We start from the raw sequence: 18,235 nt of genomic DNA on the forward strand, positions 1-18,235 counted from the left end.
TTGACACGGCAAGGCCGGACTAAATCAAGTCGTGGTCGGCATTCTGGCGCGGCGCCAGATTGCGGATCTCTCCGGGTGTGCGCGAAAAACGCAGCGGAATCGAGGGTACCACTACCGTGCCCTCGGTGGGATGCTCCATCTGCTGAAAGAAACCGGTCTGTTTAAGGTGTGGGTCCTCAAACAAGTCTTCCAATGTATTCACCCGGGAATGCGGAATATCGGCTTCTGCAAGCATGGATAACCAACGCTCGGTGCTGAATTCCACAACGATATCGGCCAGATCCTGGTAGAGCGCGTCGAAATTCTGTGCACGCGACACGGCGCTTACGTAACGGGGATCGGCGGCAAGATCGTCGCGCCCCGCCAAAGTGAAGAAACGCTGCCATTGCGCATCGGTATACGGCAATAGCGCAATATAACCGTCGCTTGTACGGTACGGCCGCCGCTGCGGTGAGAGCACGCGGCTGTAGCCCATTGGCCCCAGAGGCGGCACGTAAGTGTGGCCGCTCAAGTGCTCGATCAAGGTAAAAGCCACCAGGGTTTCGAACATGGGCACTTCGATTGACTGCCCCAAGCCGGAACGCTCGCGCTCGTAGAGCGCCATGGAAATAGCTGAGGTCAAGCTCAACCCTGCCACTTTATCCGCCACAATAGTGTTCACATACGCTGGCCCGCCCTGATTGCGGCCTTGTAAATCGGCCAATCCACTCAAAGCCTGAATGATGTCGTCGAAAGCCGGGTTACCCGCATAAGGGCCGTCTTGGCCAAACCCTACCGCCGAGCAGTGAATCAGGCGCGGGCTGCGCTCGCACAAAGTCACAGGGTCGAGGCCCAGACGTTTTAAAGCGGCAGGCCGAACATTCGACACGAACACATCGGCCTCGTCGATGAGCTGCAGAAGTTTTTCCCTGTCCTCCGGCTGTTTGGCATCCAGCGTTACGCTACGTTTGTTGCGATTCAGATTGAGATAAGCAGGGCCCATCCCAGGGCTGGCCGCAGGCGCCGTGGTGCGAAACACATCGCCTTCCGGTGCTTCGACTTTAAGGATTTCAGCCCCCATGTCTCCCAGAATTTGCGTCGCATACGGCCCCATGCCGACCGATGTCATATCGACGACACGAACCCCCTGCAATGGGCCTGCCATTACTGCGCCCCCTTGTTCTTTTTACGCTCTACAAAAGGCGCCATATAGCGGCGGGGCTCGTCTGTGGTGAAGGCTTCCCCGAAAGCGGCTACGCTGCGGTCCAGACCGGCTTCAATCGACGACTCGCTCCAATAACGCATCAGCGCCTTTTGCGACCGAACCGCGCGCGGGCCGCTGGCCACGATCGGCTCGATGGTGCGCTCGACCAACGCATCGAGCTCCCCCACCTTGCAGGTGAACTGCAAAACGCCCCAACGCAAGGCTTGCTCGGCATCGATGGTTTCGCCGGTCAGCAACAACCAATTTGTCGCTCCCGGCCCGATCTGGCTGGGTAGCAGCAATGCATGAATCACGGAAGGGATGCCCACCCGCACTTCCGGCATACCAAACACGGCATCCTCGGAGCCCAGCCGTACATCGCAAGCCGCCGCCAGCTCCATACCTGCCCCGAGACAGAAACCAGGGATCCGCGCGATGGTCGGGACGGGGATCGCGGCGACGGCGTCGCAGAGGTCCCGCAAACGCGTAATGAATTCTCGTGCGCCTTGGGGATCCAGCTCGGCCATTTCGTAAATATTGGCGCCACCGATAAACGCCCGTTCACCCGTGCCACGAATCACGACCGCCCTTGCATCGTCTTGCGCAGAAATCCAGTGGATCGCTTCAATCAAACTCAGCGTCACCGTGGAGGCCAGGATGTTCAAGCTTTTGGCATCATGAATCTGCAAGGTATAAACGCCCCGCTCATCGCGAGTCACCAATGCATGGGCGAACGAAGGAATGGACTCTGACATCAGAAACTCCTGTGAATTTTTTCAAATGATGCCCCGATGGTAGGCCGTCATTCCCACAACAACAAACGATTAGTTTTCATAAATTGATTCCTTAACGGAATTAATCAACAGAAAAATTGCGGTATTAAGAATTCACATATGTGATGGAATGAGAACATCATCGTCCTTATGATGAATCGATACGGGCAGGCTTCAGCAGCCTCGATTGGCGGAGCAGCACTTCCCCACCCCTTGGATAAAAAACCTTGTTTTTCAGGAGACAGACGTGTCTTTATTTACACGCAGAACATTTATCGCTCTCGCAGCAACGCTCGCCGTTTCATCCGCGTTCCCTGTTTCGGCCAACACACCCGACTGGCCGACCGCACCGATTCGCTTCATCGTTCCCAGCTCGGCAGGCGGTGGCGCCGATACCGTCGCCAGGCTTCTCGCCCAACACGTTGGCGAATCCCTCAAGCAATCCATTATTGTGGAGAATCGCCCGGGCGGCTCGGGGGTGATTGGAAGCAATGCGCTATTGAGTGCGCCGGCTGACGGTTACACATTCCTGCTGGGCTTTACCACCATGTCGCAACTGCCGGCCACGACATCGACCAAGCTGCCCTACGACCCGAAGGCCGACTTTATCCCCGTGTCTTTGGTTGCGCGATCCACCAACGTGCTCATGAGCAGCCGCAGCAACATCGACGCAGACTCCGTCGACAGCCTGGTTTCCGCCCTTAAGGCCGACCCCGAGAAGTACAGCTATGGCTCGTATGGGAACGGCTCAACGGGTCACTTCCTGGGCGCACAGTTCAACGAAGTGACCAATACGGACGCACAACACGTTCCCTACAAAGGCGCAGCGCCGATGATGGTTGATCTGCTTGGCGGTGTGGTCAGCTTCGCGTTTCCCGACATCGGCTCGGCATTGCCCCACCTGGAATCAGACCGTGTGCGGGCCTTGGCCGTGACGGGTGAAAAACGCATGGCTTCGCTGCCCGACATTCCCACTATGCAAGAATTGGGCTATTCCGGCTTCAACCTGGGCGCGTGGTTCGGCCTGTTCGCCGCCAAAGGTGTGCCCGACGCGATTGTGCAGACCATGGCTAAGGAAGTCGCTGATGCCATCGCGACCCCAGAGGTGAATTCCAAATTAACCGGAATGAACCTGGACCCGGTGGGCAGTAATTCTGAATTCTTTACAGAGTTCTACCACCGTGACTTGCAACTGTGGGCGGACTTGGCAGACAAGGCTGATATCCGCACCGATTAAACCCCTAGTGCCATTATGTCTCGTTCCGCTCGCAGTCTTGAATTACCCGACCCATCCATCAAAGATCGGACACGGGATCTGGGTACTCGCTCAGTCAAATCCGCCCAGCGCGTGCTGGAGCTTCTCGAACTCATGGAGCAGCTAGGGCGGCCGGTCACCCTGGCGGAGATTGTGCGGGCGAGCGATTACCCGCAATCCAGTTCGTGGATGCTGGTGAAGACATTGACGCAGATGGGCTACTTAAGCCACAACCCGGACACGGGCACCTACGTGCCCAGTCTGCGGCTCAATATGCTGGGCGGGTGGGTGCATGACATGGTTCTGCCACGCAGCAACCTCCGCCTGGCGATGCGCGCATTGGAAGAAAAGCTGAGCCTGACCGTCATCCTGGGCCAGCGTAGCGGGCGTTACGTTCAGTACGCCCACGTGCTATACGCAGCCACCGACCGCAAGAGCCAGGTTCCCATCGGTGTGGTCCGACCTTTGATCGACACAGGCATGGGGTACGCCCTCTTGGCTCAGCTTCCTGACAAAGAGGTGTGCGCCATTGCCAATATGTGCCTGGCTCGCGCCGAACATCCGGACTCTGTCACCACCCTGAGACACGTGCTGGACATCGTGGATACGGCGCGGCAAACCGGCTTCGTCTATTCGCACCGCTTGCAAAGCGCCAACCGGGCGTCATTTTCTTTTGCGCTCATTCCTGACTCGAAAGCCAGCAAACACGCGGGCCTCATGGCCTTGGCCCTGGCCGGTACACAGCAGGAGGTCAGCGACCGGCTGCCCGACATCCCCCAGACCATTAATGATGTAGCTGCCGAGTTCCTGCCTGATGTGCCCATACACATCAACACCAACTTGCCCATTCAGCTCATCTGAATTTCTAAAGCGTAAACATCACCATGGATCTTGATATCACACAGGAAGAACGCGAATTCCGCCTGGAAGTTCGCGCCTTCGCACAAGAACATCTGCCAGAAACCGTACGCCGCAAGGTGTTGTACGGTGAAAAACTTGAAAAGCAAGAATATGTGGACTGGCAAAAGCACTTGTACCGCCGTGGCTGGATCGCCCCCGCCTGGCCCAAGGAATACGGCGGCACGGGCTGGAGCCTGACCAAGCAGCGCCTCTTTCTGCATGAGCTGGCCTTGCAATGTGCCCCGGAAACCATTCCTTTTGGGATTTCCATGGTCGGGCCGGTCATCTACACATTCGGTTCCGAACAACAGAAAAAAGAATATCTGCCTTCCATTCTGAATTCCGACACCTGGTGGTGCCAAGGCTTTTCTGAGCCGAATGCAGGCTCCGACCTCGCCTCACTGCGCACTCGGGCGGTCGATTGCGGCGACCACTACCTTCTGAACGGCCAGAAAGCCTGGACGACTCACGGCCGCTTTGCCGACATGATGTTCTGTCTGGCCCGCACCTCTGATACAGGCAAGCCTCAGCAAGGCATCTCCTTTCTGCTGCTGGATATGAAAAGCCCTGGCATTGAGGTGCGCCCGGTCAGCACGATTGACGAAGGCGCCAGCATTTGCGAGGTCTTTTTCAACGATGTGCGCGTTCCGAAATCCAACTTGGTGGGCGAGGAAGGAAAGGGTTGGAACTATGCCAAGTTCTTGCTGGGGCATGAACGGGCCATGATTGCCCGGGTGGGGCGCTCCCGCATGCAGCTGGCGCGTGCCCAGCGCCTGGCTTCCCACCCGCACAAGGATGGCTCCCGCCCCATCGACAACCCGCTGTACCGCCAACGTTTGGCTGAAGTTGGAGCCCGCTTGCGTGCGTTGGAACTGACGGAGCTGCGCGCCCTCTCGGCTTACCGCCCCGGCGCAGGCTTCGACATCGCAGATTCTTCCATGCTGAAGATTGAAGGCTCGGAAATCTGCCAGACCCTGACCGAACTGCTGGTCGACCTGGCGGGCCGCTATGGCGTTGTTTACACCGGGCGTCATAGCCAATCGCCTATCGGAGACACCACCGCACACGGGCTACTCGGCGACCATCTGTTCAACCGGGTGGCCACGATTTATGGCGGTAGCTCGGAGATCCAGAAAAACGTGATCGCAAAAAGCCGTTTTCAGAAATAAACAAGGACATGCCATGAATCTGACTCTTTCCGACGAACAAGAGATGATCCGCGAAAGCGTGTTCGACTATTTTTCCAATACCTACACCTTCGACCAGCACCTTGAACGCCTTAAAAGCCAGAAGCGCCCAGATGCAGCAGCCTGGCAAGCGATGAGCGAACTGGGCTGGCTGGGGCTGAACGTCCCCGAAAGCGACGGCGGTTTGGGCCTGGGGCCGCAAGAAGCCATGTTAGTGATGGAAGGCGCGGGCGCCGTCTTGAACGTAGAGCCGCTGCTGCCCACCGCCATCCTCGCAGCCCCACTACTGGCCGGCACCCCCGCCGCAGCCCAGGCTTTGCAAGCCACCCTGGCAGGCCAGGCAAGCTTGGCGCTGGCCTGGGCGGAAAACAACAGCGGCTTCGCCCCTTTGAACCTCACAAGCCGTGCCGTGAATGAGGGTCAGTCCTGGCGCATTTCGGGGCACAAAACCATGGTGGACAATGGCGCTGAGGCGGATTGGTTGGTGGTATCGGCACGCCACGATGAGGGTGTCGTCTTGTTGCTGGTAGACGGGAACGCCGGCGGTTTGAGCCGCACCGGCACCCGGCTTGCCGATGGAAGCCACTGCGCAGACCTGGTATTTGAAGACGTCACGGCGACGGCATGCCTGGCTACAGGCTCGACGGCTGAAACGCAATTGCTCCGTGCGGTCTATCGTGGCCTGGCGGCGAGCTGCGCGGAAGCGCTAGGCGCAATGGAAAAGGCCCTCGACATTTGCCGCGACTACCTGCATGAACGCAGCCAGTTTGGAAAACCCCTGGCCATGCAGCAAGTGCTGCAACACCGCTACGTCGATATGCTGATTGCCGTCGAACGCGCACGTTCCATGACACTGTTGGCCGCCCTGCAGGCCGACGCTGCGGCTGCCGGCGATGCCCACGCGTGCCGGGACCTCAGCCTCGCGAAATTGATTGTTGGGCGAAGCGCACGCCATGTCGGCGGCGAGGCCATACAGCTGCATGGCGGCATGGGTATGGCGTATGAATACCCGATCGGCCATTACTATCGAAAACTGCTGTGCTGCGATAACAACTTTGGCTCTCAGGATGACCACTTGACGTTATTGGTCGCCGAAGAGGCCCCCGAGCCCGTTGAGGCCTGACCAATAAAACTCTCTGTATCTACTTCATATCTATCGCAAGGACTCTCCCATGATTCGAGAAGCCGTCATTGTTTCTACCGCCCGAACCCCGTTAACCAAAGCCGGGCGAGGAGAACTCAATATTACCCAGGGCCCCACCCTGGCTTCCCATGCTATTAAAGCTGCCGTGGAACGTGCCGGCGTTGATCACGCAGCGATTGAAGACGTCGTCCTGGGCTGCGGCTACCCGGAAGGCACAACAGGGCGCAACGTTGCCCGGCAAGCCGCCCTACGCGCTGGGCTGCCGCAAAGTGTTGCCGGGGCGACGGTCAACCGTTTCTGCGCTTCCGGCCTGCAGGCAGTGGCTGATGCAGCCGCCAGGGTGGTGATGGGTCAATCCAAGGTCGTGGTGGCCGGTGGTGTGGAAAGCTGCTCTTTGCTGCGCACCCGGGATGACGGCGTCAGCGGCATTGACGATTGGCTCAAACGCGAAATTCCCGAGCTCTATCTACCGATGATCGAAACCGCTGACATTGTGGCACGGCGCTACAACATCAGCCGTGAAGATCAAGATGCTTTCGCTTTGCGCAGCCAGCAACTCACTGCCGCAGCGCAACAGGAAGGCCGTTACGCCGATGAAATCATTCCGGTGCACACAACCATGAAAATCACTGACAAGGCCACCGGCGAATCGCGCCTGGAAGATGTGGTCGTCAGCATGGACAATTGCAACCGCCCCTCAACGACTGCCGAGGGCTTGGCCGGACTGAAACCCGTCATGGGGGCAGACCAATTCGTTACCGCCGGCAACGCCTCCCAACTCGCTGACGGCGCGTCGGCCTGTGTGCTCATGGACGCTCGTGAAGCGGAACGTGCCAACCTGGAACCGCTGGGCGCATTTGTGGGGATGGCCGTCGCGGGTTGTGCGCCGGACGAAATGGGCATCGGCCCCGTTTACGCCGTGCCTCGCCTGCTGGAAAGGCATAACCTCAAAATCGAGGATATCGACCTTTGGGAACTGAACGAAGCCTTCGCTTCTCAAGCGCTGTACTGTCAGCGTAAGCTGGGCATTCCCATGGAGCGCCTCAACGTGAATGGCGGCTCTATCGCACTGGGACACCCTTTCGGCGTCACAGGCGCAAGGCTTGCGGGGCACGTGTTGCTGGAAGGCCAACGACGCAAGGCGAAATGGGCCGTCGTCACCATGTGCGTTGGGGGCGGCATGGGAGCCGCCGGCCTGTTCCGAGTGTATTAACCCGCACTCGCTGCGCCCCCCGCCCCTCGTAAACGGGGCGCCTGTGCACCACACAATAAAAATGCCGCCCCTTTGTTCTCGGGGCGGCATTTTGTTTTTACCGTTGCGGTGTGTTCCCAGGAGCACAGGCAACGCTTATTCGCTCTACTTCGCCTTAGCCAGACGCACGGGGCGCGTCAGGTTTTCTGGGACCAGCAGCGCCATCATGTCGGCCGCGCTCATAATGCCGAGTTGTTCTGCCGTTTCAGCCAGATTGGTGCCGTTCTTCAGCGCTGTCTTGGCCAGCAATGCGGCTTTCTCGTAGCCGATGATGGGGCTCAGAGCCGTGACGGGCGTAACGGATTGGCTCACCCGGGCCTTCAGGCCTTCGTGGTTAGGCTGAATACCGTCCACGCAGTTCACCCGCATGGTCTTGCAGGCCTGCGTCAGGTGTTTGATGCTCTTGTACAGCGCCCAGCCCATAATGGGTTCAAACGCGTTCAGCTGCAGCTGACCGCCTTCCGACGCCATGGTGATGGTGATGTCGTTACCAATCACCTCGAAAGCGACTTGGCTCACCACTTCAGGAATCACCGGGTTCACCTTGCCCGGCATGATGGAAGAGCCTGCCTGGACAGCCGGCAGCAGAATATCGCTCAGCCCGGCCTGGGGGCCGGAAGACAACAGGCGCAAGTCATTAGCGACTTTCGACAGCTTGCACGCGGTGCGCTTGAGCACGCCGGAAAGCTGCACGAAATCGCCGGTATCTTGGGTGGCCTCGATCAAATAGGGTGCAGGCGTAACAGGCACGCCGCTGAAGCCGGCCAGCAAAGGCGTCACGACTTCGCTGTAACCCACAGGCGCGTTAATCCCTGTACCAATCGCCGTCGCACCCAGGTTCACGTCGGTCAGCAGCGCACGCGCCTCTTGAAGGCGCTCCTCATCTTCGCCAAGCATGATGGCGAACGTTTTGAATTCCTGCCCCAAGGTCATGGGCACGGCATCCTGCAATTGAGTGCGGCCAATCTTGAGAATGGTGCTGAATTCTTCCGCCTTGGCATCAAACGACTGCCTCAGCGCAGCCATCGACTCTAGCAAATGCTCAAGGCTGCTCCAGATAGCCAGGCGCAGTGCGGTGGGATAGACATCGTTAGTACTCTGCGATGCATTGACGTCGTCGTTCGGGTGCAGCTTGGCGTATTCGCCGCGCTGATTGCCCAAATGTTCCAGCGCGCGGTTGGCAATGACCTCGTTCGCATTCATGTTGCTGGACGTGCCCGCCCCACCCTGAATCACATCGACCACGAACTGGTCGTGCAGCTGGCCGGCGATGATGTCGTCACAGGCAGCGTTGATCGCGTCGACTTTTTCCTTGGGCAGCACGCCCAGTTGAAGGTTGGCGGTCGCTGCCGCCTTCTTCACCTGAGCCAGGGCCCACACCAGCTCAGGCATTGCGGAAATCGGGTTTCCAGAAATCGGGAAGTTTTCAAGTGCGCGTGCCGTGTGGACACCCCAATAAGCTTCTGAAGGAATGTCTTTGACTCCAAGGAAGTCAGACTCCTGGCGGGTTGCGGCTATAGTCATACAGGTGGACCTAGAAGATGGGAAAAATTGACAATTTTAAATAAATCTCCTAGGACTGTCTCATACTGACGGCGCAGATGCAAAAAAAATACGTTCTGGAACAACGGCGGCAGCTGCGAAGGACCCCCGCCTCGCCTTAAACCCCGCCTTATAATGCAGCGCAACAAAAGCCGTACAGAGACAGGAACCGTAGCCCATGACAAGCGATATCCCAGCCGGGTTTGAAGTATGGAACCCCACCAGTTTATTCATGCAGCATCTGATTCAGGTGGGGCAAATCTACAGGAATGAATCAGGTTCCGCCTTCGGCCTGCGCATCGACAAAGGGCATGGCAATGTCCACAGCGTTGCCCACGGCGGCCTGCTGGCCACGCTGGTCGATTCCGTTTTCGGAAACTACCTAGCCCAGGAATGCCAGACCGCAGTCGTCACCGTCAACCTGTCGCTGGACTACATGAATGCGACCAAGATGGGTGATTGGATCGAGGCCCATGTAAAGATTGATAAGCGCGGCAGAAGGCTGATCTACGCAAGCTGCACCGTGCATAATCAGGAAAAAACCCTGGTCAAGGCGAGCGGGGTATTTGCTGTACAGGGCTAAAGCTCTGAAAGACAGCCCGCCCCTGACACGCGTCGGTGTGCGGGCCCTCTCGCCCGTACGTCCCCATCAATCAACCGTAATCACCACCTTGCCCAACGCCTGGCGGCCTGCAACGAACTCCAGCGCCTCCGGCGCACGCTCCAGGGGGTAGGTAGCGCAAATCACCGGCTTGACCTTGCCCTCGGCGTAGAGCTCGAACAGCTCTTTCATGTTCTGGGCGTCAGCTTCCGGTTCCGTGCGGCCAAACGCCCCCCAGAATACGCCCACAATCGACGCGCCCTTTAATAAAGGCAGGTTGAGCGGAATACGCGGGATATCCCCAGCCGCAAACCCCACCACCAGAAAACGCCCCTTCCAGGCGATGCTGCGGAAAGCGGGTTCTGAAGCACTGCCCCCCACCGGGTCGTAGATCACATCCACACCTTTCCCGCCGGTCAGTTCTTTAAGCTGATCGCGGAAATCGTCTTGGGTGTAGTCCACCACGTGATCCGCCCCTTCACGCAAGCACAACTGGCGCTTTTCCTCGGAAGACGCGGCAGCAATCACCACCGCCCCCATGGCCTTGGCAATCTGGATGGCTGCCAGGCCAACGCCGCCGGCAGCACCGAGAATCAGTAAGGTCTCGCCCTTTTTTAGTTCGGCACGATTCTTCAGTGCGTAGTAAGACGTGCCGTAAGTCAGCACAAAGGCCGATGCCTCTTCAAAGCTCATGCCGTCAGGCAGTGGCAGGGCACGGCTCGCATCGGCAATGGCTTCTTGCGCAAAACCACCGTAGCCAATGGGCGCCACCACCCGCTGCCCCACCTCGAATTGCGTCACTCCTTCACCCACCCGCGCAACGGTACCAGCCACTTCGCCTCCGGGGCTGAACGGCAGATCGGGCTTCATCTGATATTTCCCTTGAATAATGAGCGTATCGGGAAAATTCACACCAGCCGCCTTGACCGAGACCACAATCTGGCCGGGCCCTGGCTGCAGCGGCGCCACTTCCTCCAGGCTCAGCAATTCAGGGCCACCCAATTGTTTGCAAAGTAATGCTTTCAACACTGACTCCTATATCCACTTTGGTTGATGCGGAAAAAGGCTGAAGGCAGTGCAAAAGTTTGATGCCATCACCAGCCTTATCCTCATGTACGTGCCTTCATTATCACCTGAGCACAGTAGGCCAGATCACCAATGTCTATACTGCGGAGCAAGCGGTTACCTATTGGCTCGCTGCCAGCCAGGATAAAACCAGGAAAGTGCTTTGGCCACACCGGGATAACCAAGTACCTGATTTCCAACACCCCTATACATAGGCTCGACCAAATGGAACTGCGCGCTTACCGCGTAATGCTGGAACCAGAAGAGCGGGAATAAAATCACCTAATGTCACGCTTTCCAAAGATGCCGCAGCGAGAGCAAAGCCATTGCCGGCTCAGGCGGCTTGGTCGAGTTCTGGTTGCGTTGCCTGTGTTGGCTTTTATCGTGTGGGGCGCCTTCGCCCTGCATTTTCAGGTAGCACAGCCAGCCGTCCTCTTTCTTGCGCTTATGGTGTGGATCACCACAGGCGGCGCCCTCGTCGTCGCGATTCTGTGCGGTAGTCATACCCGAGGCTGTGGGGCGGCCTTCGGCCTCGCTGCCATTTTTATGTTGGCATGGTGGTTCACCATTAAGCCGTCTCATCACCGTGATTGGGCCGATGATGTCGCGCACATGCTGGAATCGGAGATCGACGGCAACAACGTGACGTTACGCAACGTACGCAACTTCGAATGGCGTAGTGAGACCGACTACACGCCTCGCTGGATAACGCGAAAATATCGCCTGGATCAGCTGGAGTCGGCCGACCTCGTCCTGTCTTACTGGATGGGGCCGCACATCGCCCACACCCTGGTGTCATTCGGGTTCAGCGACGGGCAGCGACTGGTCTTTTCCCTGGAGATCCGCAAGGAACGCCATGAGTCGTTCTCAGCCGTTGGCGGATTCTTCCGCAAGTTTGAGCAAGTCATCATTGCTGCCGAGGAACGCGACATCATACGGACTCGTAGCAATGCACGCGGCGAGGATGTCTTCTTATACAACTTACGCATACCTCCGCCAGAGCTCCGTACACTGTTTCTTGCCTACCTGAAAGAGGCCGAGGTACTGAGACAAGAGCCGACCTTCTACAACACACTGACAAGCAACTGCACAACTGTCATCTACGACCTAGCCAAGCAGATCGCTCCAGGGCTGCCTCTGGATTATCGGTTGCTGCTATCCGGGCATTTTGCAGAATATGCCTATGATCGCAATGCGCTCGTCCAAGGCTATGAGTATCAGCGTCTGCAAACACTTGGACACATCAATGCGCGTGCTCAGAAGGCTGACGCCACGGGTATCAATTTCTCGCAAGCGATCCGCGAGGGAGTGCCACAAGCAGTCAGGGACAGCGACCATGACTGAACCTCGATCACGTTTTGTCCGTTCTGCCGTTATCGTGCTTTTGGCCTTGGGGTTGCTCAGCGGATGCTCAGTGCTCAGATCATTCGACGCGGCAGTGGGAGTCCGGGAAATTGAGCCCAAAGAATACATCACCCTTAAGCGGGGCGACATTTTCACAACCGGACAACCGAGCGCCGCAACACAGGAGACCGTCACCGTTGCAGGGCTGGACCAGGGCGTGTGCGCAAAGCTGAACACGGCTACACCCGAATGCCTCTACACGCTGGATGAGACTGCAGGTATCAGCGATGAACGGCGCCTGTCTGCACTGGCCGAACTCTGGACCCAACGCGCTTTATCTTCCAAAGCTGATTCATCAGACGACAGCCGCTTGCAGGCGTGGCTGGAAGCCGCTCGACATGCGTATGCCTATCTGTTCTTTACAGAACGTGATCCGCGTGACCGGGCTTTTGAGGATCGGCAAACACAAGTACGGGACTACTACAACGTAGCGGTACAACAGGTGGCAAGTCATCTGTTCATGCAGCGCAAACGACGCAGTCACCACTCACAAGCCGTTCAGAATACGGTGATCGCAGGCTGGACTATTCAGCCAGATTTATCCGCAATTCGCCTGCCCACCGACTTAGGCCCGCTAAGCGAACTGATACCCGCATCGTCTCTGTCTTTCAGCGGCCTGCGCAGCCAATACCGTCGGGACGGGTTCGGCGCTGAGTTGGTGGCGGTCATGAGTGAACCGCCACCCGAAAATGCGCCACTGAAAACGTCCGGCCCCGGGCCGCGACACCGGTATTACCCGACGCAGTCGACAGCGTGGAGTGAAATGCCTTACCCCGCCATCACTGCGCTGTTGCTCTTCCAAGGCGACACGCTGGGGGAAGTGCTCACCACGCGCACGGTGACCTTGGCCGCTTATGACCCCTACGAATATGACGCGGTGTCCATACAAGGCCAACGCGTTCCGCTCGCCGCCCATTTCACCGCCGGGTACGGCCTCTGGTTGGTTCGATCTGATTTCAGCACACAATCTTTACGCACACTGCTGGGCCGCGAACACGGCATAGAGCGCCCTCATCTGTACTTGATGCAACCGTACGACCCCAACCGCCGAATCCTCCTCATGATCCATGGCTTGGCCAGCAGCCCAGAAGCCTGGGTAAACGTTGCGAACGAAGTGATGGGCGACGAGGAACTACGACAGAATTTCCAAGTATGGCAGGTCTACTACCCCACCAATATGCCTATCGCGTTCAGTCACTACGAAATCCGCCGTGCCATTGATTCGGCTCTGACGCACTTCGACCCATCCGCCGAGCAGAACGCATCACGAGGCATGGTAGTAATCGGTCACAGCATGGGCGGCGTGATATCACGACTCATGGTTTCCTCGTCGACAGACCAACTGTTGGAATCACTGCTCGAAGGTGCGGACCTGCCCGAACGGCGCCGCCAGCGAATCGAGACTCGTTTGAAACCGCCTCTCGTTTTCGAGCCCATGCCACAAATTGAACGCGCAATCTTCATTGCAGCGCCTCACCGCGGAACCGAGATCGCCGGCGGACGCTTGGGTCGTTGGCTGGCCGGCATGGTGCGTTTGCCTGTCAGGCTACTTGAACACCTAGGCGACATTCTGCAGGACGCACATGCCGGCACCCACGCTGGACGAACAGCCCCTCACATACCAAACAGCGTGGACAACCTCCGACAGGACGACCCTTTCATACGCGCAGCGGCCGATCTGCCGATATCACCTAAGGTACGCTATCACTCCATCATTGCAAGAGTGTCCGAGAACGGTGAGCTAATAACGACGGATGACGGCCTGGTACCCTACCGCAGTGCCCACCTTGCAGGTGCCGACTCAGAGAAAATCATCACTTCAGGCCACAGCGTGCAAGAAACCGCGGCAGCTATTCTGGAGCTGCGGCGCATCCTGCACGAAGACATTAAAGACTACTCAACCGGCGACGCGGCTGAAGCGCTAAAGTAACCCCCCTCACTCCACCGTCACACTCTTAGCCAGATTCCGGGGTTTATCCACATCCGTCCCCCGTGCCACCGCTGTGTGATAGGCCAGCAGCTGCAAGGGGATGGTGTGAAGAATGGGTGAGAGCTTGCCGTAGTTCTCGGGCATGCGAATGACATGCATGCCGTCGCCGCTGGCGATGCGGGTGTCGCTGTCGGCAAATACGTAAAGCTGGCCGCCTCGGGCGCGAACTTCCTGCATATTGGATTTAAGTTTTTCCAGAAGCTCGTCGTTGGGGGCAATGGTGACGACCGGCATGGCCTCGGTTACCAATGCCAGGGGGCCATGCTTGAGTTCGCCTGCCGGGTAGGCTTCAGCATGGATGTAGCTGATTTCCTTGAGCTTAAGCGCGCCTTCCAAGGCAATTGGGTAATGCATGCCGCGGCCGAGAAACAAGGCGTGTTCCTTGCCGGCGAAGCGTTCGGCCCAGCTGATGATCTGTGGCTCCAGCGCCAGCACTGCGCCAATGGCCACGGGCAGGTGGCGTAAATCCTTGAGCAGTTTTTCTTCCGCTGCGGTTGTGATCCGCCCTTTAACCTGAGCCAGCGCCAGGGTCAGCAGGCACAACGCCGTCAGCTGCGTGGTAAACGCTTTAGTGGAAGCCACGCCTATCTCAACGCCTGCGCGGGTGATGTATTGCAGCTTGCATTCGCGCACCATGGCGCTGGTGGCCACATTGCAGATGGTCAGGGAATGCTCCATACCCAGACTGCGGGCATGTTTGAGCGCGGCCAGGGTGTCAGCGGTTTCGCCCGACTGCGAAATCGTTACGACCAGCGTGCGGGGGTTGGGCACGCTTTCGCGGTAACGGTATTCGCTGGCGATTTCCACATCGACGGGCAACTTGGCGATTGCTTCAATCCAGTAGCGGGCGGTGAGGCCGGCGTAGTAGCTGGTGCCGCAAGCCAGAATCAACACGCGGTCAATTTCTTGGAAAATGGCTTGTGCGCCTTCGCCAAACAGTTCGGGCGAAATACTTTCAATATCCTGCAGGGTGTCGGCAACCGCACGGGGTTGCTCGAAGATTTCCTTCTGCATGTAGTGGCAGTAGGGGCCGAGATCTGCGGCGGCGGTATGCAGATGCACGGTATGGACTTCACGCTGTACCGGCTGCCCTTGAGCATCGACGATCTCGACATGTGTCAGATGCAAGTCGGCCACATCGCCATCTTCTAGGTAGATGATCTGGTCTGTTGTGCCCGCCAGCGCCAGAGCATCCGAGGCCAGGAAATTCTCACCTTCCCCCAGGCCCACGACCAAGGGTGAACCTTGGCGGGCCCCTACGATGCGGTGCGGTTCGTCGCGGCAGAAAACGGCGATGGCGTATGCACCCTGTAGGCGCACAACGGCGGCTTGCAGAGCAGCAAAGAGGTCGCCCTCGTAGAGATGATCGACCAAATGCGCGATGACTTCCGTATCCGTCTGGCTTTCGAACACATAACCGACACGGCTCAGTTCAGCGCGTAATTCGTCGTGGTTTTCAATAATGCCGTTATGCACCAGAGCGATGCGGGATTCGCCGCCCTTGCCGGAAAAATGCGGGTGAGCGTTATGGGTGGCAGGCGCGCCATGGGTGGCCCAGCGAGTGTGGGCAATCCCCGTCCGGCCTTCCATGCCTTCCGCTTCCAGCTGCTTGACGAGTTCCGCCACCCGCTGCGTGCTGCGCGCCCGCTTGAGCACGCCCTCTGCATGCACGGCGATTCCGCAGGAGTCATACCCCCGGTATTCCAGCCTTTTGAGCCCTTCCAGAAGGATGGGCGTCATGTCCTGTTGCCCCACTGCGCCGACGATTCCACACATACCAATATCTCCATGAAGTGCCCGCCAATCATAAACCGGCCGACCGCGGCTATTTGTAAAAAAAAAGCGTGCGCAGAATGTGCGCACGCTTTCTTGCCAGGGCCAAAGGTTCAGCGGCCCTGCCTTGAGCTTAGAACTCTTCCCAATCATCTTCCTTGGAAGTGCCCGGACCGTAGGTTGAGGAGCCATCGGAGGCTGTCACCGTGGCGGGCCCGGCCGCTGCGGCTGCGCCCAGGGCGGGCTTACGGCCCAAAGCCGGTGTTGCTGACGGCGCTGCGGGTTTGCGTGCCGCTTTGGGGGCCTCGCTGCGAGGTGCAGCAGCCCCACGGGTACCCGCACCATTTTGGCTGCTGCGCGTGTGGGCGGAGGCCGAACGGCTGGCTCGGGGCACCCCGTCTTCGATTGTGGCAGGCGGGACAGAAATAACCTGAGAAGCCTGACGCTGTGACGAGGACGCGCTGCTATCGACCTTGAAGACGCGCACCAGTTCCAGCAGCCTTTGAGCCTGGTCGTTCAGGCTGTCGGACGCTGCGGCACTTTGCTCAACCAAGGCTGCATTCTGTTGGGTGACGTCGCTCAACTGGAGTACAGCGTCGTTCACCTGAGAAATGCCGGAAGTCTGTTCAGATGTGGCGGCACTGATTTCACTGATGAGATCGGTGACCTGCTTCACATCGGACACAATGCCAGCCATGGTTTCGCCGGCCACATCCACCAGCTTGCTGCCGTTTTCGACTTTCTCGACGCTGTCGTCGATGAGTTCCTTGATGTCCTTGGCGGCGGCGGCAGACTTCTGCGCCAAGCTGCGGACTTCACCGGCCACCACTGCAAACCCACGCCCTTGCTCCCCGGCGCGCGCCGCTTCAACAGCCGCGTTCAGAGCCAGGATGTTCGTCTGGAAGGCGATGGAGTCAATGACGGTAATGATGTCCACAATCCGTTTGGAGGACTCATTAATGCCGGCCATGGTCTGAACCACATTGTTGACCACTTCGCCGCCATCTTCAGCAGAGCGACTGGCGGCCATCGCACGCTGTGCCGCCTGACGGGCGACGTCGGCGTTGTTTTTCACCGTACCCGCCAGCTCTTCCATAGCCGACGCGGTTTGCGTCAGGTTGGCTGCTTGTTCTTCCGTACGTTGAGAAAGATCCGTGTTACCCGCTGCGATTTGGCTGGCGCCGCTGGCGATGTTGTCGCTGCTGCTGATTACGGAACTCACCAATCGCCGCAGTGCATTCTGCATAGCGGCCATGTTGGCCATCACGCTGTTCGGGGCGACGTTATCGATGTTGATATGAGTCGTAAGATCGCCTTGCGCAATCACGGCTGCCATGGCCGCCACTTCTGAGGGTTCGCCCCCCAACTGACGAGAAATAGAGCGTGCAATCAACACACCCAGCAATAACGCCACCACTACACCCGCCAAAGTCAGCACCAATGCGACAAGAGCCGTCGCGTCGCGCACGCCGTCAATTTGGTCTTCAAAGGCCTGAGCATTGGCGCGCTTTTGATCAAGCATCTGCACCATGATTTCTTCGGCAGCATTCCCCTTGGGACGTGCTTCGGTGGCGAGTATTTGACGGGCCTTGGTATCAGAGCCGAAATAGTTCTGGTTGAGCTGAGCCAGCACTTTGTTGTTGGCCGCCTCGTATTCATTTATCCGTTCTTGCAGGGTTCTATGGCGCTGCTGACCCAATTCAGACACAAAATACTGCCCGAGATCACGAGTGATGGTTTGCAAATTGCGGAAGTGCTGCTGCATAAGCCTGACTTCTGCATCACGCTCCGCACCTGCAGGCGCCATCATGGCCCCTCTCAAAGCACGACCCGTGGCACGCAATTCAGCATCGGCCCTGCCGACCTGATAAAGGCCTTGAAGTTCAAAATCATGCATGTGCGCAGCCATGCCGTGAATGCGCTGGATGGAAGTCAGACTAACAACCCCGATGATGCCGGCGATGATGGCTACGAGAATAAAGCTCAAGGTGAGCTTGGTTCGTATCGTAAGACGGGAAAACCAATTCATTATTAACAATTCCGTCGAGTAAGCAGAAGAAGGATCCCAGAAAAGGGTTTCCAGCAATCCCGGAACATTCTAACCTTTTGTATGGAATTGATAATGAAGGAACAAGCGGTAAGTATCCAAGCAACTCATCTGTTGGG

General features: G+C 58.0%; 14 protein-coding genes. 8 read left to right on the plus strand and 6 right to left on the minus strand.

Annotated elements, in window-relative coordinates:
- Positions 1-19: 19 nt before the first annotated feature.
- Together VRY85_RS02905 and VRY85_RS02910 are read right to left on the minus strand one after the other, a co-directional pair.
- Positions 20-1,144, minus strand: a complete 1,125-nt coding sequence (locus VRY85_RS02905) for a CaiB/BaiF CoA transferase family protein (RefSeq protein ID WP_414597101.1) — start codon at positions 1,142-1,144, stop codon at positions 20-22.
- A complete protein-coding gene (locus VRY85_RS02910; RefSeq protein ID WP_414597102.1) occupies positions 1,144-1,938 on the minus strand; it encodes an enoyl-CoA hydratase in 795 nt (264 codons plus the stop codon). Before VRY85_RS02910 ends, VRY85_RS02905 begins: the two co-directional genes overlap by 1 nt.
- Before the next feature lie 265 nt (positions 1,939-2,203).
- Here VRY85_RS02910 and VRY85_RS02915 point away from each other — a divergent pair, with 265 nt between their 5' ends.
- The 5 genes from VRY85_RS02915 to VRY85_RS02935 are packed head-to-tail and all read left to right on the plus strand — an operon-like array spanning position 2,204 to position 7,655.
- Positions 2,204-3,193 carry a Bug family tripartite tricarboxylate transporter substrate binding protein gene (locus tag VRY85_RS02915; protein WP_414597103.1) on the plus strand — a complete coding sequence of 330 codons (990 nt, stop codon included), beginning with the start codon at positions 2,204-2,206 and terminating at the stop codon, positions 3,191-3,193.
- A 15-nt stretch (positions 3,194-3,208) separates the two neighbouring features.
- A complete protein-coding gene (locus VRY85_RS02920) occupies positions 3,209-4,072 on the plus strand; it encodes an IclR family transcriptional regulator (RefSeq protein ID WP_414597104.1) in 864 nt (287 codons plus the stop codon).
- A gap of 23 nt (positions 4,073-4,095) precedes the next feature.
- Positions 4,096-5,280 (plus strand): acyl-CoA dehydrogenase family protein, encoded by a 1,185-nt coding sequence (locus tag VRY85_RS02925; RefSeq protein WP_414597105.1) that lies wholly within the window; start codon positions 4,096-4,098, stop codon positions 5,278-5,280.
- 13 nt (positions 5,281-5,293) lie between these two features.
- Complete coding sequence (locus VRY85_RS02930; protein WP_414597106.1) at positions 5,294-6,421, plus strand: acyl-CoA dehydrogenase family protein; 1,128 nt, start codon at positions 5,294-5,296, stop codon at positions 6,419-6,421.
- A 52-nt stretch (positions 6,422-6,473) separates the two neighbouring features.
- Positions 6,474-7,655: an acetyl-CoA C-acyltransferase gene (locus tag VRY85_RS02935; protein ID WP_414597246.1), complete on the plus strand. Its 1,182-nt coding sequence runs from the start codon at positions 6,474-6,476 to the stop codon at positions 7,653-7,655.
- Between the two features lie 144 nt (positions 7,656-7,799).
- Here VRY85_RS02935 and VRY85_RS02940 read toward each other — a convergent pair whose 3' ends face one another.
- Positions 7,800-9,218, minus strand: a complete 1,419-nt coding sequence (locus tag VRY85_RS02940; RefSeq protein WP_414597107.1) for an aspartate ammonia-lyase — start codon at positions 9,216-9,218, stop codon at positions 7,800-7,802.
- Between the two features lie 196 nt (positions 9,219-9,414).
- On the opposite strand from VRY85_RS02940, the gene VRY85_RS02945 reads away from it, so the two are divergent.
- Complete coding sequence (locus tag VRY85_RS02945) at positions 9,415-9,819, plus strand: PaaI family thioesterase (RefSeq protein ID WP_414597108.1); 405 nt, start codon at positions 9,415-9,417, stop codon at positions 9,817-9,819.
- Positions 9,820-9,885: 66 nt separating this feature from the next.
- On the opposite strand, the gene VRY85_RS02950 is transcribed toward VRY85_RS02945, so the two are convergent.
- A complete protein-coding gene (locus VRY85_RS02950; RefSeq protein ID WP_414597109.1) occupies positions 9,886-10,863 on the minus strand; it encodes an NADPH:quinone oxidoreductase family protein in 978 nt (325 codons plus the stop codon).
- A gap of 324 nt (positions 10,864-11,187) precedes the next feature.
- On the opposite strand from VRY85_RS02950, the gene VRY85_RS02955 reads away from it, so the two are divergent.
- Both VRY85_RS02955 and VRY85_RS02960 read left to right on the plus strand, forming a co-directional pair.
- The gene (locus VRY85_RS02955; protein ID WP_414597110.1) at positions 11,188-12,246 is read left to right on the plus strand and encodes a DUF4105 domain-containing protein; all 1,059 of its coding nucleotides are present in this window, start codon (positions 11,188-11,190) and stop codon (positions 12,244-12,246) included.
- Positions 12,239-14,236 (plus strand): esterase/lipase family protein, encoded by a 1,998-nt coding sequence (locus VRY85_RS02960; RefSeq protein ID WP_414597111.1) that lies wholly within the window; start codon positions 12,239-12,241, stop codon positions 14,234-14,236. The genes VRY85_RS02955 and VRY85_RS02960 overlap by 8 nt, the downstream gene beginning before the upstream one ends.
- A gap of 6 nt (positions 14,237-14,242) precedes the next feature.
- Here VRY85_RS02960 and glmS read toward each other — a convergent pair whose 3' ends face one another.
- Together glmS and VRY85_RS02970 are read right to left on the minus strand one after the other, a co-directional pair.
- On the minus strand, positions 14,243-16,072 hold the full coding sequence (glmS, locus tag VRY85_RS02965; protein WP_414597112.1) for a glutamine--fructose-6-phosphate transaminase (isomerizing): 1,830 nt from the start codon (positions 16,070-16,072) through the stop codon (positions 14,243-14,245).
- 130 nt (positions 16,073-16,202) lie between these two features.
- Positions 16,203-18,098: a methyl-accepting chemotaxis protein gene (locus tag VRY85_RS02970; RefSeq protein ID WP_414597113.1), complete on the minus strand. Its 1,896-nt coding sequence runs from the start codon at positions 18,096-18,098 to the stop codon at positions 16,203-16,205.
- Positions 18,099-18,235 lie beyond the last annotated feature (137 nt).

The sequence above is a fragment of the Achromobacter sp. F4_2707 genome, assembly GCF_047501535.1.
Classification (GTDB): domain Bacteria; phylum Pseudomonadota; class Gammaproteobacteria; order Burkholderiales; family Burkholderiaceae_B; genus Yanghanlia.